Origin of the sequence: Plantactinospora sp. B6F1 (genome assembly GCF_040120695.1) — a bacterium.
In the GTDB taxonomy this organism is placed as follows: domain Bacteria; phylum Actinomycetota; class Actinomycetes; order Mycobacteriales; family Micromonosporaceae; genus Plantactinospora.
On sequence record NZ_JBEEAC010000001.1, the window covers coordinates 632,504 to 658,927 of the forward strand.

At 72.7% G+C, this 26,424-nt stretch carries 27 protein-coding genes; 11 read left to right on the forward strand and 16 right to left on the reverse strand.

Annotation, left to right across the window (positions count from 1 at the left end):
- Positions 1-485: 485 nt before the first annotated feature.
- Positions 486-1,274, forward strand: a complete 789-nt coding sequence (erm, locus tag ABNF97_RS02560; RefSeq protein ID WP_349337512.1) for an ErmE/ErmH/ErmO/ErmR family 23S rRNA (adenine(2058)-N(6))-methyltransferase — start codon at positions 486-488, stop codon at positions 1,272-1,274.
- 128 nt (positions 1,275-1,402) lie between these two features.
- On the opposite strand, the gene ABNF97_RS02565 is transcribed toward erm, so the two are convergent.
- On the reverse strand, positions 1,403-2,443 hold the full coding sequence (locus ABNF97_RS02565) for a hypothetical protein (RefSeq protein ID WP_349337513.1): 1,041 nt from the start codon (positions 2,441-2,443) through the stop codon (positions 1,403-1,405).
- Between the two features lie 225 nt (positions 2,444-2,668).
- Between ABNF97_RS02565 and ABNF97_RS02570 the strand changes: the two genes are divergently transcribed.
- Positions 2,669-4,390 (forward strand): glycoside hydrolase domain-containing protein, encoded by a 1,722-nt coding sequence (locus ABNF97_RS02570; protein WP_502930431.1) that lies wholly within the window; start codon positions 2,669-2,671, stop codon positions 4,388-4,390.
- 54 nt (positions 4,391-4,444) lie between these two features.
- Here the strand turns inward: ABNF97_RS02570 and ABNF97_RS02575 are convergent, their stop codons facing one another.
- Positions 4,445-5,524 (reverse strand): NAD-dependent epimerase/dehydratase family protein, encoded by a 1,080-nt coding sequence (locus ABNF97_RS02575; RefSeq protein WP_349337514.1) that lies wholly within the window; start codon positions 5,522-5,524, stop codon positions 4,445-4,447.
- Positions 5,525-5,891: 367 nt separating this feature from the next.
- On the opposite strand from ABNF97_RS02575, the gene ABNF97_RS02580 reads away from it, so the two are divergent.
- Complete coding sequence (locus tag ABNF97_RS02580; RefSeq protein WP_349337515.1) at positions 5,892-7,634, forward strand: cellulose-binding domain-containing protein; 1,743 nt, start codon at positions 5,892-5,894, stop codon at positions 7,632-7,634.
- Positions 7,635-7,731: 97 nt separating this feature from the next.
- On the opposite strand, the gene ABNF97_RS02585 is transcribed toward ABNF97_RS02580, so the two are convergent.
- The gene (locus tag ABNF97_RS02585; protein WP_349337571.1) at positions 7,732-8,400 is read right to left on the reverse strand and encodes a YceI family protein; all 669 of its coding nucleotides are present in this window, start codon (positions 8,398-8,400) and stop codon (positions 7,732-7,734) included.
- 317 nt (positions 8,401-8,717) lie between these two features.
- Here ABNF97_RS02585 and ABNF97_RS02590 point away from each other — a divergent pair, with 317 nt between their 5' ends.
- The 5 genes from ABNF97_RS02590 (at position 8,718) to ABNF97_RS02610 (ending at position 13,478) form a co-directional block, all read left to right on the forward strand.
- Entirely contained in the window at positions 8,718-9,734 is a 1,017-nt protein-coding gene (locus ABNF97_RS02590; protein WP_349337516.1) for an ABC transporter ATP-binding protein, read from the forward strand.
- Complete coding sequence (locus tag ABNF97_RS02595; protein WP_130462894.1) at positions 9,731-10,567, forward strand: ABC transporter permease; 837 nt, start codon at positions 9,731-9,733, stop codon at positions 10,565-10,567. The genes ABNF97_RS02590 and ABNF97_RS02595 overlap by 4 nt, the downstream gene beginning before the upstream one ends.
- Before the next feature lie 25 nt (positions 10,568-10,592).
- A complete protein-coding gene (locus tag ABNF97_RS02600) occupies positions 10,593-12,068 on the forward strand; it encodes a sensor histidine kinase (protein WP_349337517.1) in 1,476 nt (491 codons plus the stop codon).
- Positions 12,065-12,742 carry a response regulator gene (locus ABNF97_RS02605; RefSeq protein ID WP_130462896.1) on the forward strand — a complete coding sequence of 226 codons (678 nt, stop codon included), beginning with the start codon at positions 12,065-12,067 and terminating at the stop codon, positions 12,740-12,742. Before ABNF97_RS02600 ends, ABNF97_RS02605 begins: the two co-directional genes overlap by 4 nt.
- A gap of 262 nt (positions 12,743-13,004) precedes the next feature.
- Complete coding sequence (locus ABNF97_RS02610) at positions 13,005-13,478, forward strand: MarR family transcriptional regulator (protein ID WP_130462897.1); 474 nt, start codon at positions 13,005-13,007, stop codon at positions 13,476-13,478.
- 47 nt (positions 13,479-13,525) lie between these two features.
- Here the strand turns inward: ABNF97_RS02610 and ABNF97_RS02615 are convergent, their stop codons facing one another.
- From ABNF97_RS02615 to ABNF97_RS02635, 5 genes are read right to left on the reverse strand one after another with little or no spacing between them, the layout of a single operon-like run.
- The gene (locus ABNF97_RS02615) at positions 13,526-14,128 is read right to left on the reverse strand and encodes a hypothetical protein (protein ID WP_130462898.1); all 603 of its coding nucleotides are present in this window, start codon (positions 14,126-14,128) and stop codon (positions 13,526-13,528) included.
- A 22-nt stretch (positions 14,129-14,150) separates the two neighbouring features.
- Positions 14,151-14,702 carry a hypothetical protein gene (locus ABNF97_RS02620; protein ID WP_130462899.1) on the reverse strand — a complete coding sequence of 184 codons (552 nt, stop codon included), beginning with the start codon at positions 14,700-14,702 and terminating at the stop codon, positions 14,151-14,153.
- 1 nt (position 14,703) lies between these two features.
- On the reverse strand, positions 14,704-15,171 hold the full coding sequence (locus tag ABNF97_RS02625; RefSeq protein WP_130462900.1) for a hypothetical protein: 468 nt from the start codon (positions 15,169-15,171) through the stop codon (positions 14,704-14,706).
- Positions 15,168-15,665, reverse strand: a complete 498-nt coding sequence (locus ABNF97_RS02630) for an Asp23/Gls24 family envelope stress response protein (protein ID WP_130462901.1) — start codon at positions 15,663-15,665, stop codon at positions 15,168-15,170. Before ABNF97_RS02630 ends, ABNF97_RS02625 begins: the two co-directional genes overlap by 4 nt.
- A gap of 52 nt (positions 15,666-15,717) precedes the next feature.
- Positions 15,718-15,906: a hypothetical protein gene (locus ABNF97_RS02635; protein ID WP_130462902.1), complete on the reverse strand. Its 189-nt coding sequence runs from the start codon at positions 15,904-15,906 to the stop codon at positions 15,718-15,720.
- A 146-nt stretch (positions 15,907-16,052) separates the two neighbouring features.
- Between ABNF97_RS02635 and ABNF97_RS02640 the strand changes: the two genes are divergently transcribed.
- Entirely contained in the window at positions 16,053-16,649 is a 597-nt protein-coding gene (locus ABNF97_RS02640) for an MBL fold metallo-hydrolase (RefSeq protein ID WP_349337518.1), read from the forward strand.
- A gap of 125 nt (positions 16,650-16,774) precedes the next feature.
- On the opposite strand, the gene ABNF97_RS02645 is transcribed toward ABNF97_RS02640, so the two are convergent.
- Together ABNF97_RS02645 and ABNF97_RS02650 are read right to left on the reverse strand one after the other, a co-directional pair.
- Positions 16,775-18,241: an MFS transporter gene (locus tag ABNF97_RS02645; RefSeq protein WP_349337572.1), complete on the reverse strand. Its 1,467-nt coding sequence runs from the start codon at positions 18,239-18,241 to the stop codon at positions 16,775-16,777.
- A 233-nt stretch (positions 18,242-18,474) separates the two neighbouring features.
- Positions 18,475-18,711 (reverse strand): hypothetical protein, encoded by a 237-nt coding sequence (locus ABNF97_RS02650; protein ID WP_349337519.1) that lies wholly within the window; start codon positions 18,709-18,711, stop codon positions 18,475-18,477.
- A 190-nt stretch (positions 18,712-18,901) separates the two neighbouring features.
- Here ABNF97_RS02650 and ABNF97_RS02655 point away from each other — a divergent pair, with 190 nt between their 5' ends.
- Entirely contained in the window at positions 18,902-20,014 is a 1,113-nt protein-coding gene (locus tag ABNF97_RS02655; protein ID WP_349337520.1) for a geranylgeranyl reductase family protein, read from the forward strand.
- A 9-nt stretch (positions 20,015-20,023) separates the two neighbouring features.
- Here ABNF97_RS02655 and ABNF97_RS02660 read toward each other — a convergent pair whose 3' ends face one another.
- From ABNF97_RS02660 to ABNF97_RS02670, 3 genes are all read right to left on the reverse strand, one after another.
- Positions 20,024-22,315: a heavy metal translocating P-type ATPase gene (locus tag ABNF97_RS02660; protein WP_130462906.1), complete on the reverse strand. Its 2,292-nt coding sequence runs from the start codon at positions 22,313-22,315 to the stop codon at positions 20,024-20,026.
- 14 nt (positions 22,316-22,329) lie between these two features.
- On the reverse strand, positions 22,330-23,310 hold the full coding sequence (locus ABNF97_RS02665; protein ID WP_349337521.1) for a DUF8832 domain-containing protein: 981 nt from the start codon (positions 23,308-23,310) through the stop codon (positions 22,330-22,332).
- A gap of 83 nt (positions 23,311-23,393) precedes the next feature.
- Positions 23,394-23,603: a cation transporter gene (locus ABNF97_RS02670; protein WP_130462908.1), complete on the reverse strand. Its 210-nt coding sequence runs from the start codon at positions 23,601-23,603 to the stop codon at positions 23,394-23,396.
- 124 nt (positions 23,604-23,727) lie between these two features.
- On the opposite strand from ABNF97_RS02670, the gene ABNF97_RS02675 reads away from it, so the two are divergent.
- On the forward strand, positions 23,728-24,030 hold the full coding sequence (locus ABNF97_RS02675) for a metal-sensing transcriptional repressor (protein WP_130462909.1): 303 nt from the start codon (positions 23,728-23,730) through the stop codon (positions 24,028-24,030).
- A 9-nt stretch (positions 24,031-24,039) separates the two neighbouring features.
- Here the strand turns inward: ABNF97_RS02675 and ABNF97_RS02680 are convergent, their stop codons facing one another.
- From ABNF97_RS02680 to ABNF97_RS02690, 3 genes are all read right to left on the reverse strand, one after another.
- Positions 24,040-24,603, reverse strand: a complete 564-nt coding sequence (locus ABNF97_RS02680) for a hypothetical protein (RefSeq protein ID WP_349337522.1) — start codon at positions 24,601-24,603, stop codon at positions 24,040-24,042.
- A 76-nt stretch (positions 24,604-24,679) separates the two neighbouring features.
- Positions 24,680-25,654, reverse strand: a complete 975-nt coding sequence (locus tag ABNF97_RS02685) for a serine hydrolase domain-containing protein (RefSeq protein WP_486484946.1) — start codon at positions 25,652-25,654, stop codon at positions 24,680-24,682.
- Positions 25,655-25,727: 73 nt separating this feature from the next.
- The gene (locus tag ABNF97_RS02690; RefSeq protein ID WP_130462911.1) at positions 25,728-26,399 is read right to left on the reverse strand and encodes a helix-turn-helix domain-containing protein; all 672 of its coding nucleotides are present in this window, start codon (positions 26,397-26,399) and stop codon (positions 25,728-25,730) included.
- Positions 26,400-26,424 lie beyond the last annotated feature (25 nt).

Below are 26,424 nucleotides of genomic sequence, written 5' to 3' on the forward strand. Positions count from 1 at the left end.
CGACCGGCCCCGGCACCGCGCCCTGGCCGGCTGAGCACGGGAGAAGCATCGGGGTTCGACCATCGCCGCCGCTGACGCGGCAGCCAGCCCACCGTCGCCTACGTCGACGGTGACCGTCGGTCGAATCCCAGCCCCGTCCATCGGCGGCGCGCCGCGCCGTGCCCTCCACCTGGCCGCCCGACGTACGGCGTCGGTTGCGCCCGGTGCGGGGCACCCGCGTCGACGATTCGCGACACCGCTCGCGTCGACGACGCCCGAGCGCGAGCCGCCGAAATCCTCCGCACGCCCAGGGTCACCCGAGTCCTGATCCATCCGAGGACAGGCCGTGGGCGCCGTGCGCCCGCCTGTCCCACAAACCGGCCCGGAGCGCCCGGGCGGAGGACACGGCTGTGCCACATCACCATCCGAATCGAAAGAACCGTCCGCACGCCCGTGCGGCGAGTCTGCCGGTCCGCCGGCAACCTGACCGACCCGGCAGGACGAGAGTGCCGCGTACCGGGCAGGACCGGTCGCGCCGGGTGCTCGGGCAGAACTTCCTGCGCGACGAGCGGACCATCGGGCAGATCGTCACCTCGGCCCGCCTCGACCCGGCCGGGCTCGTCCTGGAGGTCGGTGCCGGGCAGGGAGCGCTGACCAGGGAACTGGTCCGGCGGTGCCGGCGGGTCGTCGCGTACGAGATCGACCCGGGGCTGGTCGCCGGGCTCGGCGAGGAGTTCCGGTCGGAGCCCGGACTCCGGCTCGTGCACGGCGACTTCGTCGCTGCCCGGCCACCCGCCGAGCCGTTCGCGGTGGTCGGCAACATCCCGTACGCCTCGACGAGCCGGATCGTCGACTGGTGCCTGGACGCCCCGCAGTTGACCACCGCCACCCTGGTCACCCAGCTCGAGTACGCCCGCAAGCGCTGCGGCGACTACGGCCGGTGGACGCTGCGGACGGTGCAGACCTGGCCGTGGATGAACTGGCGGCTGGCCGGCCGGATCCCCCGGGAGCGGTTCCGGCCGATGCCCCGGGTGGACTCCGGCATCCTGCGGCTGGAACGCCGGGCGGTGGAGCTGCTGCCGGCGCGGCAACTCGCCGACTACGAGCGGTTCGTCGGGCTCGGCTTCAGCGGGGTGGGCGGCTCGCTGCGGGCCTCGCTGCATCGCGGCTATCCGGCCCGCCGGGTCGACGCCGCGCTGCGGGCCAACCGGGTGCCGGCCGACACGCTGGTCGGGTACGTCTGGCCCGAGCAGTGGATCTCGTTGTTCCAGGCGCTCCATCGGAGCCGGCGGTGAGGTGATGGTCGGCCGGACGGCGTACCTCGACGGCCGCGCTCCGCCGATTCGTCACCACCCGGTCCTCCCGGCGCGGTCGGTGGTCCGCCGACCGCGCCGGTCGCCGGCCGGGCTGTGGGCCGCGGCCGTCAGTAGGCGATGAAGCCGTACAGGGCCAGGTGGTTCGATCTGGTGCCGGCCACGGTGTGGTCGACGGCCGACGGCTGCACGGTACCCCGGACGAAGAGATAGTCGATCTTGCTGGAGCCGTGCGTGGGCCGGGATCCGTAGCCGGTCATGCCGAAGCCGCTCAGGGTGGACGCCGGAATGCCGGTACGGTTCGCGTCGATGCCGACCACCCGGATCGTCGAGGCGTTCATCAGGCTGGTGGCGTCCGCCCCGATGTGTATGCCGGTGCCGCCGATCCCGGTGTAGCCCGCCCCGGCGCAGGCGTTCTGCCGGTTCTCCTGTGGCAGGTGCATGGTGGCGGCGAAGACGGTGGTGCCGGTCGCCTTGATGGTGAACCTCGCCGCGATGGCGCTGGTCCGCTTCCACTTGTAGTAGTCGGTCGTGTCCGGGTCGCTGTTCGGCGGCTTGTACAGCGTGCACCCGGCGCCGTTGGCGTACGCCGTCCCGGGGCGCAACCAGCCGGCGGACCAATACTTGGAGACGTCTCCGGAGGCGAGGCTGAGGGTCCGGGTGTTGTAGAGGATGCCGTTTGTCTGCTTCTTCTTCAGGTCACCGAGCGACTGCGAGCTGCACTTGTGGGTGCTGCCCCACGGCTCCGGGTCGCTCCAGGCCACGATCGCCCGGTAGGTGCCCGCCGGATAGCCGAACTTCGCCGAGAGTTGGTCGGCGTACGCCTCGGCCTGCCCGGTGCCCCGGACCTGTTGCACGATCAGCAGGTCCGGGGCCAGCACACCGGCGGTACCCGTCCGGCCGCTGTCGTCGACGAGCATCGAGGTGAGGTGGTTCGGGCCGGAGATCCGGGTGCAGGTCCCGTCGGCGTTGTTCACGACGAGGTTCTCGATGTTGTTGTTGTAGACCCGCAGAATCCGCGACGCCAGCACGGCGGTGTCGCCCGCCGTCTCGGTGCCGGCCGATGCGACCGAGGCGGGGATCGTGACCAGCGCGACGGCGGTGAGCAGGGCGGTGACGGTCCGGGGCGACCGACGTATGGGAGGCGTCAAGGCGAGCTCCTGGCGGGGGAGGGTCCGACGAGTGCCGGTGGTGTGCGCGCACTCTATCGGTCGTGGACGGTGATGGCGACGAATGTGCCGGCGGCGGTCGACGGCGCACAACACGACCTTCGGACCGACCGGACGGCGCGTGCCCCGGCTAGCGGCCGGCGTCGATATCTGGTAGGAATTCTCCAAATATCACGGCTGCGGGTAAGAATTTCTCCAGGAGGCTCGATGAAGAGAACCATGGCGGGCCTGACCGGCCTCGCCGCCGTGGTGGCCGGCTCGACGCTGGCGGTCATGCCGGCCCGGGCCGGCATGACCGCCGAACCGGTCGCGCCGGAGGGCAGCCGCACCGTGAGCTACCAGGGCTACCGGGTTGCCGTGCCGGAGGACTGGCGGGTCGTCGACCTCGCCGCCCGACCACACGCCTGCGTCCGGTTCGACCGCCCCACGGTCTACCTCGGCCACCCGGGTGACCAGTCCGAGTGCCCGTCCCGACTCGTCGGGCGGAGCGCCGGCCTGCTCCTCGAACCGATCGACGCCCGCTCCGCGGACCGGCTGCCGGACGGCGCCGCCACCACGGCGCCCGGCGCGGCGACGGCGGCCGCGGTGCCCTCCGGGGACGACGAGATCCGAATCGCGGTCCGGGACGCGGGCGTACTCGTCACGGCCGTGCACACGCCGTCGACCGAGGGCCTCGTCCGGAAGGTCCTCGGCACCGCGTCCCTCGGCCCGGACGCGGTGCCGCTGTCGCGGTCCGCCCTCGACTCGCTGACCCGCCCCGCCGCCCCGGCCGCCCCACTGGCGGCGGCCGGCCCGCAACCCGGCACCTACCTCGGCCGCGGCTTCGACACCTGCACCGCCCCGTCCCAGTCGGCCATGAACACCTGGCGGGCCAGTTCGCCGTACCGGGCGATCGGGATCTACATCAGCGGGGCCAGCCGCTCGTGCTCCCAGTCCAACCTGACCGCGACCTGGGTGACCAACCAGACCAACAACGGTTGGCACCTGATTCCCATCGAACTCGACCGCCAGGCGCCCTGCGGCACCCGGACACCGAAGATGTCCAGCGACCCGGCCACGGCGCGCTCCCAGGGGGCCAGCCGGGCGACCAGCGCGGTGAACGCCGCGAAGGCCCTCGGCATCCTCGCCGGCAGCACGATCTACAACGACATCGAGCACTACCCGTCGAACGCGTCGTGCCGGGCCGCCGTGCTGTCGTACCTGTCCGGCTGGACGGAACGGCTGCACGCGCTCGGCTACCTCTCGGGGATGTACTCCAGCGGCTCGTCCGGGGTGGCGGACCTGTGCAGCGCGTACGACGACCCCGCCTACACCCGGGTGGACCACCTCTGGTTCGCCTGGTGGAACGGTGTGGCGAACCTCGACACCGGCCCGTACTGCCCGGCCGAGTACTACGCCGACCACCAACGGCTGCACCAGTACGCCGGCAACGTCAACGAGACCTGGGGCGGCGTACAGATCCACATCGACCGCAACTACCTCGACGTCTCTCCCAACCGTGGTGGGGAACCACCGCCGGTCTGGAGCAGCATCGTCGACAACGGCACCGCCGGCCGGTTCACCGCCAGTGCCAACTGGGGAACGTCCGCCTACTCCGGCCAGCGCTACGGTGACGACTACCGCTTCGCCGAACCGGTCCTGGCCAGCGACGTGGCCTGGTACCGGGTGAACGTCCCGGAGACGGCCAACTACGAGGTCTCGGTCTGGTACGCGGCCAACCCGGACTACAACGATTCCACCCCGTTCATCGTGGCCACCACCAGCGGCAACCAGACGGTACGGGTCAACCAGCGCCTGACCGGTGGTCAGTGGGTGTCGCTCGGTGTCTTCGCGCTCGCCGCCGGTGACGCGGACCGGATCGGGGTGAGCCGGTGGACCACCGGCACCGGCTACGTCATCGCCGACGCCGTCCGGGTCACCCGGTTCTGACAGCGCCGTCGTGCCGTCCCGGCGGGCCGGGTCTCCCGGTCCCGCCGGGTTCGGTCAGGGGCGCTCGCCCACGCCGGTTCCGGCCTCGGCCAGCCGGCCACCGCGCAGCCGGGACGCCAACGGGGCGGTCGGCATCCCGGCGGCGGTGCGCAGTCCGTGCAGGAACTCCTCGATCGCCTCCCGGGCGCTGTACCGGGGTGTCCAGCCGAGTTCCGTGCTGGCCCGGGTGGTGTCCATCACCGGCACCCGGAGCACCGCGTCGAGCAGGTCCGGTGAGGCCGGCACCAGGTGCAGGTGCCAGGCGAGCGCGAGTGCGGCCCGGACCGGCCCGGACGGCAGCCGTACCGGTCGGGCCCGCAGGACGTCGGCGAGTAGGCGCCCGTCGACGACCGGCTCGGCGGCGACGTTGAACGCGCCGCGCACGTCGCGGAGCACCGCCAGCCGGTACGCCTCGGCGGCGTCCGCCGAGTGCAGGGCCTGGAAGCGCAGGCCGGGCAGGTCGGGGAGGACCGGTACGATCCCCGGTCGCACCAGCCGGCCCGGCAGGAGCGGCCCGGTGAAGAGGCGACGCTGCTGGCTGGCGGCTTCCCGTTTGAAGATGAACCCGGGACGCAGCCGGACCACCCGCGTCTGTGGATACCGCTGCTCGAAGGCGTCGAGGACACGTTCCAGGTACGCCTTCTCCCGGGTGTACCCGGCGGTCGGCCAGCCGTCGGTCGGCCACCCCTCGTCCACCGGCCGGTCCTTCGGTCCGGGCGAGTACGCGCCGACCGACGAGGCGTACACCAGCGCCGGTACGCCGGCCCGGGCCGCCGCCGCGAAGACCCGCCGGCCACCGACGGCGTTGACCCGCCAGGTGGTGAGTGGCCGGTGGGTGGGCTGGAAGAGCCAGGCGAGGTGGACCACGACGTCGGCGCCGTCGAAGATCTCGACCAGGTCGGCGGCGACGATGTCCGCCTCGACCCACTCGGTCTTCGGTGGCCGCCACCGCGGTGGCCGCCGGGCCACGCCGACGATCGTGCCGATCGCCGGATCCCGGCCGAGCGTCTCGACGAGACTCGTCCCGACGTTGCCGGTCGCACCTACCACCACCACCCGCAGCCCGGCGCCGGTGCCACCCGCTGTCGGCCTCACCGGTCGGCCCCGGTTGCCCGGTCGGGACGACCACCGACGATCCCTCGAACGCTCATGGCGGTAGCCGTTCCCCCCGATCGCGCCGTTAAACGCCGGTCGGGCGGGCATCGGAACCTACCTGCGTGAATGCGCTTGCCTCCGGTGTCGGTTGATCCGCGTTGACAGTATCGACCCGGGCAGTAACATAGATGTTAATCAATCGATGGTGTTACTCAGGCACCCCGCCGGGTCCCGCCCCGGCCGCTTCGGTGGCCGGTGCGGCTCACGCCCGCCCCCGGGTGGGTAGCCCGGTCCCCGCCGTCCGGTCCATCGCCTGCCGGGAGCCACGGTCCCGTCGATTCACCCACCATCGTTCGGAGGGCCAGCAATGCGCCTACATCGTCCCCGGTCCCGGCTCTGGTCGGCCGTGACCATGGCAGCCGTGGTCGCCGCCAGCGGAGCGGCAGTCGTCATCGCCGGACCAGCGGTGGCCGCCGCCGGCTGCGGCGTCACCTACACGGTCAGCACCCAATGGCAGGGCGGTTTCACCGCGGCGGTGACCATCACCAACGTCGGCGACCCGATCAGCTCCTGGACGCTCACCTGGAGCTACGACGCCGGCCAACGAGTGACCCAGGCATGGAACTCCACCGTGTCGCAGAGCGGCAGCCAGGTCACTGCCCGTAACGCCAGCTACAACGGAAGCATTGCCACCGGAGCCAGCGCCTCGTTCGGCTTCAACGGATCCTGGAACGGCAGCAACCCCGCGCCGACCAGCTTCGCGGTGAACGGCACCGCCTGCACCGGGGCGCCCGGCCCCACCACCGGCCCCACCACCGGACCCCCCACCACCGGACCGACGTCGCCGCCCACCGTGCCGCCGACCTCGGCACCGCCCGGCAACCCGACCTGGGGCGCCGGGCTGCCACCGGCGGGTGCCGAGACCAGCCGGGCGTACGACCTGATCGCCACCGCCAGCGACAAGGGCTACCAGCCACGGTCCGGGGAGTGCTCGGTCGAGGTCCACGCCCGCTACTGGACGTACGGGCCTGACGGCAAGGTCTACCCGACCTGGCACCCGACCCGGGACCCCAGCGGTTGCACCTTCGGCCACGAACACGGCGACGACCCCAGGCCGTCGGACCTGTACAGCACCGCCGGCCGGCCCGCCTTCGGCTACACCAGCGAAGTGATGATGGAGAACATGGCGGAGCAGAGCCACCGGCACGAGGACCACGTCGGGCACAAGGTGCTGACGGTCAACAACGTCAATGTGATCCAGGGTGACAACGGCACCAGCTTCTTCCCGCCACAGGGGACGACCATCGCCGTCTGCGACGTACTGCTCAAGTTCCACCAGGGCACCCACTCGCCGGACGCGTTCACCAACAACATCCACGAGTTGATCTTCAACCAGCGCTGCACCGCGAGCAACGGCGGCCAGGTCACCGAGGCCCGGTTCAGCGCGCTGATCCCGCTCGGGCGGGCCGGCGGATTCAGCCCCAGCGAGTGCCCGGGCTTCGGCGGCGCGTTCATCAACGTCGGACCCCCGGTGCCGGCGGACTCGCCGTCGGAGACCAGGTCGCTGGGTCGGCTGATCACCGAGCCGGGCTGCATCCAGGCGATCCGGGAAGGGCGTACCCACAACGACCCGCTCTACCCCAACCCGGTGCCGTTCACGGTCTCCGACATGGACGACTTCTGGTTCTCCGACTTCCAGATCACCGGTTCCGGACTGAGCTTCCGCCTGGCGCCGCTGTTCTACGTGGTCAACCCGTCCCGGTACTACGACCCGAGCAAGCCGAACAACCTGGGTCGAATCGTGGACCTGTGCTACACGAACCTCGCCGGTGGCGACTACTGCAACCAGGCCCGCCAGGCCGGGCAGAACCTCGCCTGGGACGACCCGCGCTCGCCGTTCAAGGGCACCCTGCGGGAGTTCCGGCCGGGTACCTTCTCGATGCAGAACAGCGGCTCGACCACGGTCTACACCGACGTCTACGGCCGCAACGCCTCCAGCACGCCGTTCGCCGGCTCGATCCGGCAGTACTTCTCCGGTAACCAGTCGACCATGTACGTCCGCGGTGCCACCAGGGACTACGCCGGCAACGGCGTACACGCCCCGAACTGACCCCACCCGATTGCCGGGCCCGTGGCGGAAGCCCTCCGTCGCGGGCCCGGCCCGGGTCGGCCGGTGCCTCGGCGACGGCCACCCCCGGCAGGTCGGGTCAGGATTGCCGGATCGCCTCACCGGCGATCTCGATCCGCACGCTCTTGCCGACCAGCACCCCGCCACTCTCCAGCGCCACGTTCCAGACCAGCCCGTACTCCTCGCGCTCGATCTCGGCGGTCGCGCTGAACCCGAAGATGTCCTGGCCGTACGGGTCGCGCCGGGCGCCACCGAACTCCACCTGGAGGTCGACGGGTCGGGTGACCCCCTTGATGGTCAACTCCCCGGTGAGCACGAACCGTCCGGACGTCCGGTCCGCCTGTTCCGGTACGGCGACCCCGCCCCGTCGCCCCGGGCGCTGGCTCCGCAACCGTGCCCAGTAGAAGATGGAGTCGTTCCGGTCCGGTTGCCACCTGATCCCGGTACTGCGGTATTCGAGCGTGGGGAACCGCTCCACGTCGAGGAAGTCGGCGCTGCTCAGGTGCACGTCCCGTTCCGCGCTGCCGGTGCCGATGCTGGCCGCCCGGATCGTCGCGGTCACCGAGGAGTCCAACGGGTCCGGCTCCACGAGTATCCGCGCGGTCGCCTCGGCGAACTCGCCACGTACCGGGCTCACCATCATGTGCCGGGCGAGGAAACCGACCCGCTTGTGCGCGGGATCGAGGAGGTAGCTGCCGGGCGCCGGTATCGTCATGCCCTGCCAGGAGCGTGTGGCGGAACCGGTCATCATGCTGCTTCCCCCCGGAAACGACTGCCGTTCGGCGCGGTGATCTTGGTGCGTACCGATTCCACAGGGTAGTCAGAGGAGCTCTGGAATGCCTCTGACCTGGGCGGCGCCCGTGAGGATCATCACTTTCCGTAGGCAGAATCGCCGCGCCGGCCGTGACCGGTCCGGCACGGGTGGTCCCGGCGGCCCGGGGGTTCCCGGCAGTGGCGTGCGGGCGACAGAGCTGACATTTGTCACCGGGGTGCCGGGGCACCCCGCACGGAAACCGGTGAGCGGTGGCACTGCCGCCGACGACCGGTGGCCCGAACAATCGAGGCATGAACCAGACGATGACGGCTGGCGACCCGCGGCTCGCACCGCCCGACGGCACCGTCGTCCAGGTCACCGACCTACGACGACGGTACGGCGGAAGCGGCGGCTTCGAGGCGGTGCGCGGGGTCTCCTTCTCGGTAGCCCAGGGCGAGCTGTTCGCGTTGCTCGGCACGAACGGTGCGGGTAAGACCTCCACACTGGAGCTGGTCGAAGGGCTGGACAGGCCCAGCGGCGGCACGGTCCGGGTGTTCGGGCGGGATCCGTACCGGGACCGGGCGGCGGTGCGGCCGCGGACCGGGGTGATGCTCCAGGAGGGCGGCTTTCCGCCGGACCTGACCGTGGCGGAGACCGCCCGGATGTGGGCGGGTACGCTTCCGCACCCGCAACCGGTCGAGCGGGTACTGGAGCTGGTGGACCTGCGCCACCGGGCGCGTACCCAGGTCAAGCAGCTCTCCGGAGGCGAGCGGCGGCGGCTCGACCTGGCGATGGCGATCCTCGGCCGGCCGGACGTGCTCTTCCTCGACGAGCCGACCACCGGACTCGACCCGGAGAGCCGGCACAACACCTGGCAGCTGGTCAGAGCGCTGCTCGTCGACGGCATCACGGTACTGCTCACCACGCACTACCTGGAGGAGGCGGCGGAACTCGCCGACCGCCTGGCGATCATGCACCAGGGTCGGATCGTCACCGCCGGTACCGTGGCCGAGGTGGTGGCCGCGCACCCGGCGCGGATCAACTTCGTCCTGCCGGACGGGCTCGACCCGGCGGAACTGCCGGCGCTGCCCGGATCCCAGCCGCCGCCGGCCAATGCGCCATCCGTGGCCGCCGGGCGGCTGACGCTCTACACCGACACGCTGCAACCCGCACTGACCACGCTGCTGGGCTGGGCCAACGGTCGCGGCCTCGACCTGATTGGGCTGGACGCCCGGTCGGCGTCGCTGGAGGAGGCATTTCTCGCGGTGGCGCAGTCCGGCGAGTCCATCCGGGAGTCCGGCGAATCAGTCCAGGAGGGGGTCCGATGACGGCACCGACGGAGGCGACCAGCGGCGGGCTCGTCCGGCGGCTCGGGCTCGGCCGGGTGAGTTTGCGCCGGATCGGCGCGCTCGGGCGGGCCGAACTGGTCCTGCTGCTGCGCAACAAGACCGCCGCGACGACCGCGCTGCTGCTGCCGCTGGCCACGGTGGCGCTCTTCGCGACCTTCCTCACCGGCGAGGGGCACGTCTCCACCGGAGCGCTGCTGGCCACCTCGATGTTCGGCTTCGTGCTGCTCTACGTCGTCTACTACAACCTGGTCACCACCTACGTGGCGCGGCGCGAGGAGGGGGTGCTGAAGCGGCTGCGTACCGGAGTCGTCACCGACGCCGAGATCCTGGTCGGTGCGGCGGTCCCCGCCCTGGTCCTGACCCTGGCGCAGGTGGTGCTCACCGTCGTCGCCGCGACCGTGTTCTTCGACCTTCCGGTGCCGGTCAACCTTCCGCTGCTGCTCGTCGCGCTCCTGGCCGGGTGTGTCGTCTTCGTCCTGCTCGCGGCGGCGTCGTCGGGCTTCACCAGAACAGTGGAGACCGCGCAGATCACCACGATGCCGGTGCTGATCCTGTCGATGATCGGATCAGGCTTCACCGGGCAGGTGGCCTCGCTGCCGGACGGGATCGCCAGGGTGTTCCAGATGCTGCCGCTGACTCCGGTGCTCGAACTGGTCCGGCTCGGCTGGCTCGGCACCACCGGCGCCGAGCCACCGAGTGACTTCGTCGGCGTACTGGCGCAGGCGGGGCGGCCGGCGCTGGTCGTACTGTTATGGGTCGCTGTCGGGGTCTGGGCCACCCGTCGCTGGTTCCGCTGGGACACCCGACGCTAGCCGACGGACGGATGGAGGGCCCGGGATGCGTGAGCTGATCGGCTGGTGGACCGGACGTGGCCAGCCCGAGCGGTTCGACCTGGTCACCCGGGCCACCCTCTACCTGGTGTTGGCTACCGAGCCGATCGCGCTGTTCAACGCGACCCGTGCGGGGTTGCCGGCGGCCGGCCAGATCGTGGTACCAGGGTTCGGCGCCGCGCACGCGGTGCTCTGCCTGCTCGCCGCACGGGCCGGGATCGAGCACTATCTCGGCCGTCGGGAGCGTCCCATCCGGCTGGTGATGGCGGCGGGGTGGCTGACCCTGGGCACGGTCGTCGCCGCCGGGCTCACCGACGCCCTGACCCGGACGCCGCCCAGTTCCGGCGGCCGGATGTTGCCGGTGGCGGCGCTGGCCTCGTGCTACTTCCTCGGTGCGCTCTGCACCGCGGTCCCGCCCTGGCACGCCCTTGGCGCGGCCGCCGGGTTGGCCGGCGTCGTCGGACTGGTCGGGCTGGTCCAGGGGGCGTCGGGGGGCGTCCTGTTCTCGTCGCTCTGGGCGCTGTGCTTCGGCTTCGTCGTGCTGTTCTGTACCTTCCGTTGCTCGCTGTGGATGCTCGCGGTGCTCTGGGAACTGGAGCGGTCCCGGGGCACCCAGGTCCGGCTGGCGGTGGCCGAGGAGCGGCTGCGGTTCGCCCGGGACCTGCACGACGTACTCGGCCGGAACCTGGCGGTGGTGGCGGTGAAGAGCGAACTCGCCGCGCAGCTGGCGAAGCGGGAGCGGCCCAGGGCCGTGCAGGAGATGCTCGAGGTACGCCGGATCGCGCAGGACTCGCTGACCGAGGTGCGGGAGGTCGTCCGGGGCTACCGCTCCGCCGACCTGGACGCGGAGCTGGCCGGCGCCCGCGCCGTGCTCGCTTCCGCGGGGGTGCGGTGCCGGGTGCTGGGGGCTGCGGCGGATCTGAGCCCGCAGGCGCAGAGCGCGCTCGGCTGGGTGGTCCGGGAGGGCACCACGAACGTGCTGCGACACAGCGAGGCGGCGACCTGCACGGTCTCGGTACGGCGGGGGCCAGCGGCGGCCGACCCGTCCGGAACCGGGTCGGGGCACGACTCCTCCCGCTACGCGGCGGACCCATCCGACGGCGGGTGCCTGGTGACGCTGGTGATGGAGAACGACGGTGTCCGCTCCGGCGGCCGGCCCGTCTTCGGCAGCGGCCTACTCGGGCTCAGCGAGCGGCTGGCGCCGCTCGGCGGCCGGGTGACCACCAGCCGACCGGGCCGGGACCGGTTTCGGCTGACCGCACAGCTGCCGCTGACCCCGACGTCGTCGCCCTCCGACGAGGCGTCGCCCTCCGACGAGGCGTCGCCCTCCGACGAGGCGTCGCCTGCCGGGGAGCCGCCTGTCGGAGTTCCGGCAGCCGAGGTGGCAGCTGCTGAGGTGTCGCCTGCTGAGGTGGCGTCGGTCGAGGCGTCGCCTGGCGACGTGTCGTCCGGCTCCGCCCCGGCGCAGCGGAGCCGCTCGTGACCCGCCGGCCCGGACCGCCGGGGCCGGCCGCCGGGGGCGGCGGGCGGGCCGAAGCCGGCTCGCCGGAGCCGATCCGGATCCTGCTCGCCGAGGACGAGCACCTGATCCGGGGCGCGCTGACCGCGCTGCTCGGGCTGCACGACGACTTGGTGGTGATCGGTGAGGCGGCGACCGGCACCCAGGCGCTGTCGCTGGCCCGGGCGCTGCGGCCCGACGTGGCAATGCTCGACCTGCAGATGCCGGAGTTGGACGGCATCGCGGTCGCCGAGGCGATCCGGGCCGAGGTGCCGGGCTGCCAGACGATGATCGTCACCAGCCACGGCCGGCCCGGACATCTCAAGCGGGCGCTCTCGGCCGGGGTACGGGGCTTCCTGCCGAAGACCGTCTCCGCCGAGGTGCTCGCCGACGTGGTACGCAGCGTCCACGGCGGCGGCCGGTACGTCGATCCTCAGCTCGCGGCCGAGGCGATCAGTGCCGGCGACAGCCCGTTCACCCCGCGCGAGGCCGACGTGCTGGAGCTGGCGGCGGACGGCGCGCCGATCGAGGAAATCGCCCAGCGCATCTCGCTGTCGCCGGGGACCGTGCGCAACTACCTCTCGGCGGCGGCCGGCAAGGTCGGTGCCGCCAACCGGCACGAGGCGGTGGCGATCGCCCGCCGGTACGGCTGGCTCTGACCGCCACCTCCGGTCCACCGTGCCCCGACCCGCCCTGCCCTGACGGCTTGCTCGGTCCGCCCCAACCGTCGAATGCCGGCGTGCCGGGCGTGGGGGACGGCCCGGGCAGTGCCGCCGGCCGGTGGGGGACGGCCCGGGCAGTGCCGCCGATCAGCGCGCCCAGGGCAGCTCGGTTACCACGATCATGACGTTCCCCTTAGTCAAGCTGCTTGAATTGCGAGCCAAAGTAAAGCGACTTGACTCGCTTGTGCCACGATGAGGTATGACCACAGACGACCCCCTGGCCCGTACCGAGCTGACCTTCCTGCTCGGGATGGGTTTCCAGCTGGTGCTCGCCGAGTTCGTCCGGCGGGTGGCCGAGGCCGGCTACCCGGATCTGCGTCCGGTGCACGGGCTGGCGTTCCAGGTGCTGCGCGACGGCGGCGTCACCGGTACCGAGCTGGCGGAACGGCTCGGCGTGACCAAGCAGGCGGCCGGACAACTCGTCGACGACCTCGAGCGGCGCGGCTACCTGCGCCGCCAGCCGCATCCCGGTGGCGGGCGGCGCCGGCTGATCGTGCTGACCGAGCGCGCCGTCGAGCACCTCGCGACGGCCGGCCGGGTGCTGCACACCCTGGAGGCCGAACTCGCCGCCGGGGTCGGAGCCGGCGACCTGGCGGTGCTGCGTACCGAGCTGAGTCGGTTGATCCGGCATCTGGCCGGGGACTCGCCACCGCCGCTGCGCCCGCTCTGGTAGCCGGCGGGCTCGGCCCGGCTCTGGTAGCCGGCCGGCTTGCTCCGGGTTCAGTGCACCCGGACCGGATCGGCGGCGTCGATCCGGGCGGTCACCTCCAGCCGGCGCGGCACCAGCCCGGTGGTGGTCCGGAACCGCTCGACCGCGGCCGCCACATGTTCCCGGACGGTGGCCAGCCCGGCCCGGGAGGTGAGTTGCAGCTCGATCCAGAGTTCCGGCCGGGGCGCCGTGCCGGCGAGCGTGACCGAGGCCCGGCGGACCTGCGGATCCCGGGCGAGATCACGTTCGAGGCCACGGGCCAGCCGGGCACCCCGGACGCGGGTGGCGCCGGGCAGCGCCGGCCCGGCGGCCGCGGTCTGACCGGTGACGGACCGCAGGTCGAGTTCGCCCAACACCGGGTACCGGCGGGCCCGGAGCACCCGGCCGAGCAGTCTCGACCCCAGCCAGGCGACGAGGATTCCGAGTACGCCGAGGATGACCAGCCCCCACGGGTCGAGGTCGCGCCAGGTGCGCAGCAGACCCGACCAGAGCAGCGGTGCCTCGTTCTCCACCCCGGCCAGGTGCCCGAGGCTGGCTATCAGCCCCACCACCCCGATGGCGGTGAGAGCCAGGCCGACCGCCGTCCACAGCACCCGGATCGCGCTGTTCGTCATGCCGGCCCCCCGCGCTGCCGCATCAGCGCTCCACCCGGGGCACGTCGGTCCGTGGCCGGCTGCCCGACGGGACCATCTCCACTCCGACATGGTCGTGCAGCGAGGCGCCCAGGCGTTCCAACTCCCGCCGGACCGTGAACTCCACCGCCATGCTGACCGAGGTGTCGCCGACCGCCCGGATCCGGGTACGCCAGCCGAAGCCCTCGCGGCGGACCCGGGCACTCGCCGACTCGACGCCGGGTACGGCGTTCGCCGCCGTCGCCAACTGCCGTTCCACCGACCGGCGTTGCAGGTGCCAGCCGTCGGCCAGCCGAGTGGGCAGCCGGTCGGGTTTCCAGCGGACCAACTGTCCCCACAGGATCAGCAGGCCGGCCACACCGGTGGCGACCAACCCGGTCCGTACCCAGGGATCCTCCAGGCGGGTACCGGTCAGCGTGCGGTACCAGCCCGCCCGGTCGACGACCACCGATCCGCGGTCCAGGGCCACCGCGAGGACCTCCACGATCAGCAGCAGTCCGCCGCCCAGCAGCGCGCAGCCGAGCAGCAGGGCGGCCAGCCGGTTGACCAGGCGCATCTCAGGTGCCGTCCACCGGGACCGGCAGGTCGATGTCCTCGACCACCACCTCCACCGGCGGCCGCACACCGAAGGTGGACAGTACGTCGTGGACCGCCGCCCGGATCTGCGCGGCCACCGCGCCGATCGGCACCGGGCCGACCTCGACGTGCACCTCGACCGGGTTCCCGAGCCGGATGCCGACGACCTTGCCGCCGGGGAACAGGGTGGCCACCTCCACGCGGGTGCCGGCGGTCAGCCCGGTCACCCCGGGAACCCCGAGTACCGCCTCCCGAACCCTTCCGGCGAGCGCGGCCGGGTCGGCTAGCGCGGCCGGGTCGGCGGCCACGGTCGGATGAGCGGTCTTGGCCGGGTCGGCGTCGGAAGGCCGACCGGCGCCCGCGGCCGGGGCGGCGGTGCTCCGGCCGTTGCGGCGGGTACCGCTGGGCGCGGCCCGGCCGGTGCCGCGCTTCGCCGCCCGGCTGGTCATCGCGCCCGCTGCTGCTGGCGGTCGTCGCCGTCCTGGTCCCCCTCGACGAAGACGTCGTCGATGTTGATGTTCACCTCGACCACCCTCAGGCCGGTCATCGCCTGTACCCGGTCGACGACGTTGCGGCGTACCGCCTCCGAGACGTCGACGATGCTCTGGCCGTAGAAGGTGACGATGTCCAGGTCGACGGCTGCCTCGCGCTCGCCGACCTCGACCGAGACGCCCTGCCGGATCGTCTCGGAGCCGCCCGGTACGAGGCCGCGGAGCTGCCCGACCCGCCGGGCCAGCCCGGCACCCATGGAGTGCACGCCCGGAATCTCCCGCGCCGCGAATCCGGCGATCTTGGCCACCACGCCCTCCGCGATGCGGGTCTTGCCGGACTCGGTGCTCAACTCCGCCCGGGCCGGTCCGCCGCCGTCCGCCGTCGCCATCGGGCCCGGGGCGGCTGTCCTGGGCCGGTTGTCGTTTCTGGTGGCGGTACCGCTGTCAGCCATCGCCTGTCCTCATCTCCTGCGGATCTCCGCTGAATCCGGGTGCGGGCACCGTTCAGCGCCGTCGGGACACACCGGCCCGGTCGGCCAGCCCGGCGACGTTGACATCGCCGTCGATCACCCGGACGGCCAGCCAGCCGACCAGGCCGGCGAGTACCGCACCCGCCGCCGCCCCGAAGCCGGCGACGGCCCAGACCGCCGCGACGAGGAAACCGGCGACGAAACCGAACTGCTGGCGCGACATGTGTTCCTCCCCGGCTGGGCGCGGCAGGTTGGCAGTGCTTACACGCTGGAGAAGAACTCGAACTCCACCGGCCGGAGAAGATATGTGATTTGTCTCACTTCTTTGCCGGATCATGGGCTGCCGAGGGCCGCGGGTACGGTGGCCGGGTGCGGCTCACCAAGTACACCCACGCCTGCATACGGCTCGAACACGACGGCAGGGTCCTGGTGATCGATCCCGGGGTCTGGACCGAGCCGGCAGCGCTGCGTGGCGCGGACGCGGTCCTTGTCACGCACGAGCACACCGATCACGTCGACGTGCGGAGGCTGGCCAGTCTCGGTGTCCCGGTCTACGCCCCGGCCGGGGCGGCGATCCCCGACATCGACGTGCACCCCGTCGCGGCGGGGGAGGAGTTCGCCGCCGCCGGCCTGCGGGTACGCGCGTTCGGCGGTCGGCACGCCACCATCAGCGGCGGCCAGCCGGACTGCCCCAATCTGGGATACCTGGTCGAGGGGCGGGTCTACCACCCCGGCGACTCGGTACACCGCCCGGGGGTACCGGTGGAGACGCTGCTCGTACCGGTGCAGGGGTCGTGGCTGAAGACCGCCGAGGCGATCGACTTCGTCCGGGCGGTCGCCCCGGAACGTGCGTACGGCATCCACGACGCGCAGGTCAACGACCGAGGGCTCCGCAGCGTGCACGGGTGGCTCGCGGAGGAGGCCGGCGGCTGCTACCGCTGGCTCACCCCGGGCGAGACAGCCTGACGCGCCACCGCCGGCGCCAGCGCCCGGTCCCGGACCCCGGTCCTCGTCCGAATCCGGCTGACATGCGTCTCGATGCGCCCACCCCTCGCCGCCGGCCGGCACCCCCGGGTGCGAAGGTCCGGTCGTCACCGGGCCGGTCTCCGCTCCCGTCGGTCGGTGCGGCCGGGGCTGGCCGGGCTGCCGGGCCGCTCGGTCCGGCTGTCCACGATCGCCGCGACCAGCGCGACCAGGACGAAGCCGATGGTGCCCAGCAGCGCGTCCCGGAACGCCCGTGACCATCCGTTCTGCGTGGTGGCGAGGCTGCTGAAGAAGATCGCGCCGACCCCGGCGATGCCGGCGGCGGCGCCGATCCGCTGGGCGGTCTGCAACATTCCGGCCGCGCTGCCGGCCTGGGCGACCGGCACCTCGGCGAGGGCCAGGTTCTGGTTGGGGGTGATCACCAGCCCGCTGCCGAGCCCGGCGAGCAGCAACGGCAGGGCGGTGGCGACCGGGGCGCCGCGCCCGGGCACGAAGTGCAGGGCCAGGATCACCCCGCCGAGTCCGACCGCGACGGTGGCCAGGCCGATCGCGACCAGCGGCCGGCCGAACCGGTCGACGATCCGGCCGCCGACCGCCGCGGTGACCGCCGAGCCGAGCGCGAACGGCGTGATCGCCAGGCCGGCCTCCAGGGCGGTGTAGCGCAGGCCGTTCTGCAGGAAGAGGGTGAAGAGGAAGAAGACCGCGACGAATCCGGCGAAGTAGAGCAGCCCGATCAGGGTGCCGAGCGAGTACGACCGGAGCCGGAACAGGGCCAGGTCGAACAGTGGTTCCCGGCGGCGCCGGTACCGGAGTTCCCAGCCGACGAAGCCGAGCAGCACCAGCAGACCGCCCGGGATCAGCAACCACTTGAGCGGCCCGTGCCACTGCTGTCGCTGCACCAGCGGCAGCAGCACCAGAACCACACCGAGCCCCAGCAGCAGGACGCCCACGGGGTCGAGGCCGTCCCGTCCGGACCGCCGCCCCTCGGTCGGCAGCCGAAGCCAGGCGAAGAAGATCGCGGCGAGCCCGACCGGCACGTTGACGAAGAAGACCAACCGCCAGCCGAGTTGCTGACCGCCGAGTTCGATCAGGGCGCCGCCGAGCAGCGGGCCGACGGCGGTGGAGATGCCGATGGTGGCGCCGAGCAGCCCGAACGGGCGGCCCCGGTCGGCGCCCCGGTAGAGCTGTTGGATCAGCCCGATCACCTGCGGGTTCACCAGCCCGGCCGATGCGCCCTGCAACAGTCGGGCGCCGACCAGCCAGCCCGGCGACTCGGCCAGCCCGGCCACCGCGCTGGTCAGGGTGAACAGCGCGAGCCCGAGCATGAAGACGTTGCGCCGGCCCCGGACGTCGCCGAACCGGCCGGCGGGTACCAGCATCAGGCCGAAGGTCAGCGCGTAGCCGGAGAGGATCCACTGGAGATCACTCGGGTCGGCGCGCACGGCCCGCTCGATCGACGGGATCGCGACGTTCACGATGCTCACGTCCAGCAACGTCATGAACGCGGCGACCAGTCCGATGGCCAGGATCTGCCCGCGGCGCCGGGCGGCGGTCCGCTGGTCCAGTCCGGCCAGTGGGTCCGGCTCCGTTCCGCCGCGGTCGCTCGGCACTGCGGCACGATCTGGTGGACTGCCTTGCGCCGCGCTCAATCGGGCCTCGCTGACTGTGCCGTGGCCGAGTCGTGGTCGAGTCGTGGGTCGTGAAACGGTGACCGCCGGGGACAGACTACCGCAAACTGTCCCGAGTCCCGCTCAACGACCTGCCCGGCGCGGGGCCACCGACCGGGCGGCACGGTCGGCGGGGCGGCTCAGGCGAGCTGCTGCGAGCACCAGCGTGGACCGAAGTCCAGACCCTCCATCGGGGAGTCCTCGCGGTGCAGCAGGTTCTTCTCGCCGAGCACGTGCAGCGGCGTCGTCAACTGCTCCGGCGGCAGACCGACCTCCTCCGCGATGGCCTCCGGAAACGGCACCTGTCCCCGGGCCTCAAGGGTGGTGACCGCCTGGTACACCCGCTGTTCGATCTCGGTGAGATGCAGCTGTTGCATGGTTACCTCCTCGCCCGCGCACCGCGCCCGGGCAGTTCGCGGGCCGCGATTACCCACCGGGACGGCGTTGATGCACCAGGGGGTGCCGGATCCGCCCGGCCCGACTCGTCGGGCGGCGCCCCGGCCGCGCGTTCGTGGCGGCGGCCTCCCTTCCCCGGCGGCGGCCGGTCCCTCGCCTAGGCTGCTACCCGTGATCTGGGACGTGGCGGTGATCGGGGCGGGACCGGCCGGGCTCTCCGCCGCGTTCGCCGCCGCGCGGGCCGGAGCGCGGACGGTGGTGCTGGAGAAGGCCGAGCATCCGCGCTACAAGACCTGCGGGGGTGGGCTGCTCGGCACCTCGCTGGCGCTCGCCTCGGCGCGGATCGAGGTGCCCGCCGACGATCGGGTGGACCGGGTGACGTTCACCGCCGACGGGCGGCGGGAGTTCACCCGCCGGCACCGGCCGGGCCAACTGCTGACGATGGTGCGGCGGGAGGAGTTCGACGACCGGCTGCGCGGTGCCGCCGTCGGCGCCGGCGCCGAGCTCCGGCAGCGGGTCGCGGTGCGCGGGGTGGAGCAGGAGCCGGACGGCGTACGCATCCGGCTCGCCGACGGCACCGAGCTGCGGGCCCGGGTCGCGGTCGGCGCCGACGGCTCGGCCGGGGTGACGGCCCGAGGGGTGGGGGTGGAGTACGCCCAGGTGGACCTCGGGCTGGAGCTGGAGATCCCGATCCCCGCCCCGCTCCAGCAGCGCTGGCGCGGCCGGTTGCTGCTGGACTGGGGCCCGCTGCCCGGGTCGTACGCCTGGGTCTTCCCCAAGCGGGACCGGCTCACCGTCGGGGTGATCGCCGCCCGGGGCGAGGGGGAGCGGACCCGGCGTTACCTGCGACGGTTCGTCGAGCGGCTGGGTCTGGCCGACCTGGAACCGGCACACGACTCCGGGCACCTGACCCGGTGCCGCGCCGAGAACTCCCCGCTGCGGCACGGCCGGGTGCTGGTCGCCGGGGACGCGGCCGGCCTGCTGGAGCCGTGGACCCGGGAGGGGATCAGCTTCGCCCTGCGCTCCGGCTCGCTCGCCGGTGAGGCCGCGGCCGGCGGCGACCTCGACGGCTACGTCCGGGCGGTGCACGATGAACTCGTCCCGCCGATGCGGGCCGGGCACCGGATTCTCGCCGCCTTCTCCCGGCACCCGGGGATCTTCCACACCGTCCTGGCCACCCCGGCCGGTTGGCGCATGTTCACCGCCTTCTGCCGGGGTGAGACCAGCTTCGACCGCACCCTGGAACGCCGCCGGGTACGCGCGGCGCTGGCCCTGCTGGGCTGACGTCGCCGGTCACCCGCCCGGAGCGGGCGCCGGCACCTGCCGGTACGGCGTGAATCGGCGCAGCCGCAGCGAGTTGCCGACGACGAAGACCGACGAGAACGCCATCGCCGCACCCGCGATCATCGGATTGAGCATCCCGATCGCGGCCAGCGGCAACGCGGCGACGTTGTAGGCGAACGCCCAGAACAGGTTGCCCCGGATCACCCGCAGCGTCGCCCGGGACAGCCGGATCGCGTCGACGGCCGCGGTCAGGTCACCGCGGACCAGGGTCAGATCGGCGGCCTCGATCGCCACGTCCGTACCCGTGCCCATGGCCAGGCCCAGGTCCGCCTGGGCGAGCGCCGCCGCGTCGTTGACGCCGTCCCCGATCATCGCGACCACCCGGCCCTCGGCCTGGAGCCGCTTGACCACGTCGAGCTTGTCGGCCGGCAGTACCTCGGCGATCACCTCGTCGATGCCGACCTCGGCGGCGACCGACCGGGCGACCGCGCCGTTGTCGCCGGTGAGCAGCACCGGGGTGAGGCCGAGCCGGCGTAGCCCGGCGACCGCCTCGCGGCTGGTCGGCTTGATCGCGTCGGCCACCACCAGGGCGCCGCGCACCTGGCCGTCCCAGCCGGCCAGCACCACGGTCCGGCCGGCGGCCTCGGCGTCCGCGACCGCCGGCCCGAGCGTGCCGGGCAGGTCGAGACCGCGGTCGGCCAGCAGGCGCGGCCGGCCCACCGTGACCGCCCGGCCGTCGACGGTGCCGGTCACGCCGAGCCCTTCGACGTTGGCGAACCCGGCGACCTCGGGGTGCGGCCCGGTCCGCTCGGCGGCGGCGCGGGCGACCGCGCGGGCGATCGGATGCTCGGAGGCGTGCTCCAGGGCGCCGGCCAGCCGCAGCAGTTCGTCCGGGTCCTCCCCGTCGGCCGGCAGGACGTCGGTCAGCGTCATCCGTCCGGTGGTCACGGTGCCGGTCTTGTCCAGCACCACGGTCTCCACCCGCCGGGTCGACTCCAGCACCTCCGGCCCCTTGATCAGGATGCCGAGCTGGGCACCCCGGCCGGTGCCGACCAGCAGCGCCGTCGGGGTGGCGAGCCCGAGCGCGCAGGGGCAGGCGATGATCAGCACCGCGACGGCGGCGGTGAACGCGGCGGTGACGCCGCCACCGGAGCCGAGCCAGAAGCCGAGGGTGGCGACGGCGAGGGCGATCACGATCGGCACGAACACCCCGGAGATCCGGTCCGCCAGGCGCTGCACCTGGGCCTTGCCGGTCTGGGCCCGTTCGACCAGGGCCGCCATCTGGGCGAGCTGGGTCTCGGCCCCCACTCGGGTGGCCCGGACGACGAGCCGGCCTCCGGCGTTGACCGTCGCCCCGACCACCCGGTCGCCGGGGGCGACCTCCACCGGCACCGACTCCCCGGTCAGCATGCTGACGTCGACGGCGGAGGAGCCGGCCTCGACCAGGCCGTCGGTGGCGATCTTCTCGCCGGGACGGACCACGAAGCGGTCACCGACCGCGAGCTGGTCGAGGGCGACCCGGACCTCGGTGCCGTCGCGGAGTACCGTCACCTCCTTGGCGCCGAGTTCGAGCAGGGCTCGCAGCGCGGTGCCGGCCCGGCGCTTGGACCGGACCTCGAAGTAGCGGCCGGCCAGGATGAAGAGGGTCACCCCGGCCGCGGTCTCCAGGTAGATGTTGCCGGACCCGTCGCTTCGCCCGATGTCGAAACTGAACGGATGCGTCATGCCGGGCGTGCCGGCGGTGCCGAGGAAGAGCGCCCACACCGACCAGCCGAGCGCGGCGAGCGTACCGAGCGAGACCAGGGTGTCCATCGTGGCGGCACCGTGCCGCAGGTTGATCCAGGCGGCCCGGTGGAAGGGCAGCCCGCCGTACGCGACGACCGGCGCGGCGAGGGTGAGCGAGAGCCACTGCCAGTAGTCGAACTGCCAGGCCGGCACCATCGCCAGGGCGATCACCGGCACGGTAAGCACCAGCGACACCAGCAGCCGGGTACGCAGCGTACGCAGCTGGTCGACGGGTGCATCCGGCTCGGAGCCGGGCCCGCCGGCCGGGCGGGGTGGCGGTGGGAGCGCGGCGGTGTAGCCGGTCTTCTCCACCGTGGCGATGAGTTCCTCCGGGGTACGGCTGTCGTCGAAGGTGACCGTCGCCTTCTCGGTGGCGTAGTTGACCGTGGCGATCACCCCGTCGAGCCGGTTGAGTTTCTTCTCGATCCGGCTGGCACAGGAGGCGCAGGTCATCCCGCCGATCTTCAGTTCGATCCGGTTGGGCGCCACGGGTGGACGCCCGGCTGCCGGTGCCATTGCTGCCTCCTGCGCTAGTCGTGTCCGTGGCCCGGCTCGCCGTGCCCCGGTCCGTCGGTCCCGGCGGTGGTCGCCGGCGCGGGCCGTTCAGGTGTCGGAGCGCCGCTCGGCGTGCCGGCGGCAGCGGGCTGGGCCGGATGGCCGGCGGTCACGGTGAACTCGGCGGTGCGGACGGTGCCGCCGTGCCGGAAGTCGAGATACAGCCGGTAGGTGCCGGCCGAGGGGACGTCGGCGAAGAAGGTGATCCCGGGTCCGGCGGGTGTGCGGCCGTCGCCGGGCGCGCCGTCCGGGTGCACGTGCAGGTACGCCAGGTCGCCCTCGCGGAGTGCGACCAGGTGCCCGTACGCGCCGAGGTAGGGCTCCAGGTCGGTGACGGGTCGCCCGTCGCGGCTGACGGTCAGGGTCAGCTCGCCGGTCCGGCCCGGCGCCAGGGTGCCGTCGAGGCGTACCCGGTACCCGTCGACCTCGGCGGTGGGCGCCGGGGCCGGCAGCGGCCGGGGGTGGAAGTCACCGGCCACCGCGACGTCGAGCCCAAGGGTGAGGGCCTCCGCGCCGCTGGGTGTGAAGTCCGCGAACACCCGCCAGCTTCCGGGACCGCCCAGCGGCGAGGCGATCCGCCAGGTGCCGTCGGCGCTCATCTCCGGATGCACGTGCCGGAAACCGGAGAGGTCCCGGCGGGCGACGATCAGGTGCATCCGCTTGTCGTGTGCCACGTCGTAGTCGGTCACCGGCTGGCCGTCCGGCCCGACGATCCGGAACGCGAACTCGCCGGCCGGGGCCGGTACGGCGGTGAGCGTGTACCCCCGGTCGGAGACGAGCAGCCCGCCGGGAAGTTCCGTCGTGCCGGTCGCCTCGGTGCCGTGGCCGGTCGAGTGGGCAGAGCGGCCCGGCTCGGCGGTGTGTACGGGGCCGGCGAGCCGGCCGGTCCCGTACGCCGCGCCGAACACTGTCACGAGCCCGAGCGCGAAGGCGCCCAACTTCGTCGCGGTGTTCATCGTGCTACCTGGTTTCTTCCGGGCGGGTCTGGTCGGGGAAGGCTTCGGTGGGTGTGGTCAGGAAGAGTTCTTCTGGTCGGTGGTCAGGGAGCAACGAGTTCGTAACCGGCCTCGTCGACGGCGGCGCGAAGCCGCTCCGGGTCCACCGGATCGTTGCTGGTGACGGTGACCGCGCCGGAGGCCAGGTCGACGTTCACCCCGGTCACGCCCGGGATCGCGCCGACCTCGGTGCTGACCGCGTTGGCGCAGTGGCCGCAGGTCATGCCCTTGACCTGGTAGCTCTGGGTGATCATTGCAAGTTCTCCCTTCCGGTTCCGACCATACCCCCTGGGGGTATGGGCCGGTCGAGTTTACCCCTCGGGGGTATCCGCCACTAGGACCCTAACATACCCCCGGGGGGTTAGCTATGCTTGGGGCATGACGACACCTCCGGGGACCCCGATTCGCGGTTACACCGCCAGCAAGGACCAGTTGCTCGCGCGGCTGCGCCGGGTCGAGGGACAGGTCCGGGGAATCGAGCGGATGGTCGAGGACGACAGGTACTGCATCGACGTGCTGACCCAGATCTCCGCCATCCAGGCCGCGCTGGACAAGGTCGCGCTCGGCCTGCTGGACGGGCACGCCCGGCACTGCATGCACGAGGGTGCCGCCGAGGGTCGGGCCGACGAGATGGCCACCGAGATGATGGCCGCGGTCGGGCGGCTGATGAAGCGCGGCTGACCCGGCCGGTCAGCGCCGGGCCGGATCGGGCTGATCGGCCGTCCCGGGGGCGGGGAAGAGGTCCACCTGCTCGCCGAGTGCCACGTCCCCGACCAGATGTGCCGGCGCCGGCCGCTGGGTTGCCGGCAGCCTCGAATACCACCGTCCCGACCCGTTGCGGCCGGCCCGGGAGGTGACCCGGAACGGCACCATGGCGATCGGCGCCGGCGGCGCCTCGAACGGGCGGTCACCCCAGCGCAGCCAGACGGCGATCCGACCGGCCGCCGCCTCCAGTTCGAGTTTGTCGATCGAACGGCGCCGGTCGGAATGGTCGACCTCGACCACGACCGGCGCGCCGTCCGGCCGGGCGCATCCGACGTCCACTATGGAGTGCCGGTGCTCGTACGGCGGCGGCAGCCGCATCACGCTGGCGGCCCGCCGGTACACCCGCCAGCCCTGCGCCAGGGCCCAGGCCGCCACCGAATCGATCAGCAGCACGGTGACCTCGTCACCCGTCTGGTCGGTGAACGTCAGCCGGTTCAGCCAACCGGTCAGCGTGGCGCCGATCCGGGCGCCCTCCTCGGCCTGGTCCACCGACCGACCGTACCGCGCGCGGCGCCGCCCTGTCGCCGGAGCCGGTCCGGGTCAACGGCTGCCCGAGGTGCGAACCTCAGTCCAGCGCGGGCAGGACGACCTGCTCCAGCAGGGTCGCGGGAGTCCGCCACTGGTCAGGGTGGTCGTAGTTGCCGGCGGTGATGGCGACGACCAGGTCCTGCTCCGGGATGACGACCAGGCGCTGACCGCCGTTGCCGTTGCCGGAGACGAGCCGATGACCGGCAACGACGTCGAGATACCAGTGGTATCCGTACTCGGCCCCCCAGGTGGTCCGCAGGCGGGGCCGGAGCATCGTCTGGATCCAGTCGGCGGGGACGATCCGGTGGCCCTGCCACACGCCTCCGGCAAGCACCAGCTCGCCGATCCTGGCCAGGTCACGGGGGGTGAGCCGGAGCCCGGACGCGGCCGAGGGCACCCCGTCCGCGCCGAACATCCAGACGACGTCCTTGATCCCCAGCGGCGCGAACAGGGCCGAGTCGCCGTACTCGGCCAGCGACTGCCCGGTGCCGTCGGCGATGAGCCGGCCGAGCAGCGCCGTCGCGCCACCGCAGTAGTGCCACCGGGTGCCGGGTGGTTCGAGGACCGGCCGCGTCAACACGTAGCGGTACCGGTCCGGCGCCAGTTCCATCGCGATCTCGGCGTTGGCCGGGCTGTCGTACGGGACATCCTCGCGCCATTCCAGGCCGAGCGACATCGTCAGCGCGTGCTCGACGGTGAGCCGGGCCAGCGCCGGGTCGGCCGCCAACTCGGGGTACTCCGGGAACCGTGGCAGGAGCGGCGCCGCGGGGTCGGGCACCAGGCCGTCGCCGAGCGCGATGCCGTACAGCAGCGCGGTCACGCTCTTGGTGACCGACCGGAGATCGTGCAGCGTGTCGGGGCCGAACTCGACCACGCCGAGCGGGTGGTTCCAGGCGAAGTCCTCGCCCGTGCCGTGGTACTCCAACAGAATCTCGCCGGCACGGACCACCACGGCCCCGTGCAGGCCGTCGAGCTGACCCTTCCGGAGCGTCTCGGTCAAGCGGTCGGGCAGTAGCGCCACGGGGTACCTCCTCGGCGGGTCGACACGGCTCCTATCGTGCACCTGCCGGGCCCGGGAGCGTCCGCTACCCCCGCTGCGGGTTGGTCGGCCCGGCCTCCGCGGATGTCAGTTCGACGCAGCAGGCGCGGGGCCGGGGGGCCAGCAACGCCCGCACGTCCGCGTCGAGCCCTTCGGCCAGCCCGGTGAGGAACGTGTGGTTGATCCCGCAGACCAGGGCGGTGTGTCGCATTGCGAGGGTGTGGAAGGGGCAGTTGCGCAACAGGACGGTGCCGGACGTCAGCTCCGGCTCGAAGCCCAGCCCGGCCAGGGCCGCACCGAGATCCACGCCGCCGGCCCGCAGCTCGCTGCCGAGGTCACGCCCCCGCTGGTACGCGCGGCGCCGGGCCGCGTCCTCGGCGTGCGCCGGATCCTCGGCGACGGCGTCAGCGAGGATCTCGGCGATCAGTTCATAGCGGCGCTCGGGGATGGTGACGGCCAGCCCGTCGCCGGCAGGCTCGTAGACCTTCGGCGCGCGTCCCCGTCCTCTGGGCTGGTCGGACGGAGCCTCGTAGCGGGCCTGTAGCCATCCCGTCTCGACCAGCTTGTCCAGGTGGAAGGCGGCCAAGCCGCGGGAGATGCGGGCCGCCGTGGCGGCCTCCTCCCGGCTGACCGGGTGGTCGGCCCGGCGCACGTATTCGTAGAGCGCCCGGCGGGAGCGATCCACCAGGGCAGCCAGGGCATCCCACCGGTTGACCACCCCAAGAGAATATCACTAGCAGGCA

Excerpts from the sequence above, each read along its gene's own strand:
- ABNF97_RS02635 (WP_130462902.1), bottom strand. The coding sequence starts at position 15,906 with ATGTCGCGCCAGCAGTTCGGTTTCGTCGCCGGTTTCCTCGTCGCGGCG.
- ABNF97_RS02595 (WP_130462894.1), top strand. The coding sequence starts at position 9,731 with ATGACGGCACCGACGGAGGCGACCAGCGGCGGGCTCGTCCGGCGGCTC.
- ABNF97_RS02625 (WP_130462900.1), bottom strand. The coding sequence starts at position 15,171 with ATGACCAGCCGGGCGGCGAAGCGCGGCACCGGCCGGGCCGCGCCCAGC.
- ABNF97_RS02600 (WP_349337517.1), top strand. The coding sequence starts at position 10,593 with ATGCGTGAGCTGATCGGCTGGTGGACCGGACGTGGCCAGCCCGAGCGG.
- ABNF97_RS02660 (WP_130462906.1), bottom strand. The coding sequence starts at position 22,315 with ATGGCACCGGCAGCCGGGCGTCCACCCGTGGCGCCCAACCGGATCGAA.
- ABNF97_RS02570 (WP_502930431.1), top strand. The coding sequence starts at position 2,669 with ATGAAGAGAACCATGGCGGGCCTGACCGGCCTCGCCGCCGTGGTGGCC.
- ABNF97_RS02630 (WP_130462901.1), bottom strand. The coding sequence starts at position 15,665 with ATGGCTGACAGCGGTACCGCCACCAGAAACGACAACCGGCCCAGGACA.
- ABNF97_RS02620 (WP_130462899.1), bottom strand. The coding sequence starts at position 14,702 with ATGCGCCTGGTCAACCGGCTGGCCGCCCTGCTGCTCGGCTGCGCGCTG.
- ABNF97_RS02610 (WP_130462897.1), top strand. The coding sequence starts at position 13,005 with ATGACCACAGACGACCCCCTGGCCCGTACCGAGCTGACCTTCCTGCTC.
- ABNF97_RS02615 (WP_130462898.1), bottom strand. The coding sequence starts at position 14,128 with ATGACGAACAGCGCGATCCGGGTGCTGTGGACGGCGGTCGGCCTGGCT.
- ABNF97_RS02580 (WP_349337515.1), top strand. The coding sequence starts at position 5,892 with ATGCGCCTACATCGTCCCCGGTCCCGGCTCTGGTCGGCCGTGACCATG.
- ABNF97_RS02585 (WP_349337571.1), bottom strand. The coding sequence starts at position 8,400 with ATGACCGGTTCCGCCACACGCTCCTGGCAGGGCATGACGATACCGGCG.
- ABNF97_RS02650 (WP_349337519.1), bottom strand. The coding sequence starts at position 18,711 with ATGCAACAGCTGCATCTCACCGAGATCGAACAGCGGGTGTACCAGGCG.
- ABNF97_RS02590 (WP_349337516.1), top strand. The coding sequence starts at position 8,718 with ATGAACCAGACGATGACGGCTGGCGACCCGCGGCTCGCACCGCCCGAC.
- ABNF97_RS02675 (WP_130462909.1), top strand. The coding sequence starts at position 23,728 with ATGACGACACCTCCGGGGACCCCGATTCGCGGTTACACCGCCAGCAAG.
- ABNF97_RS02670 (WP_130462908.1), bottom strand. The coding sequence starts at position 23,603 with ATGATCACCCAGAGCTACCAGGTCAAGGGCATGACCTGCGGCCACTGC.
- ABNF97_RS02665 (WP_349337521.1), bottom strand. The coding sequence starts at position 23,310 with ATGAACACCGCGACGAAGTTGGGCGCCTTCGCGCTCGGGCTCGTGACA.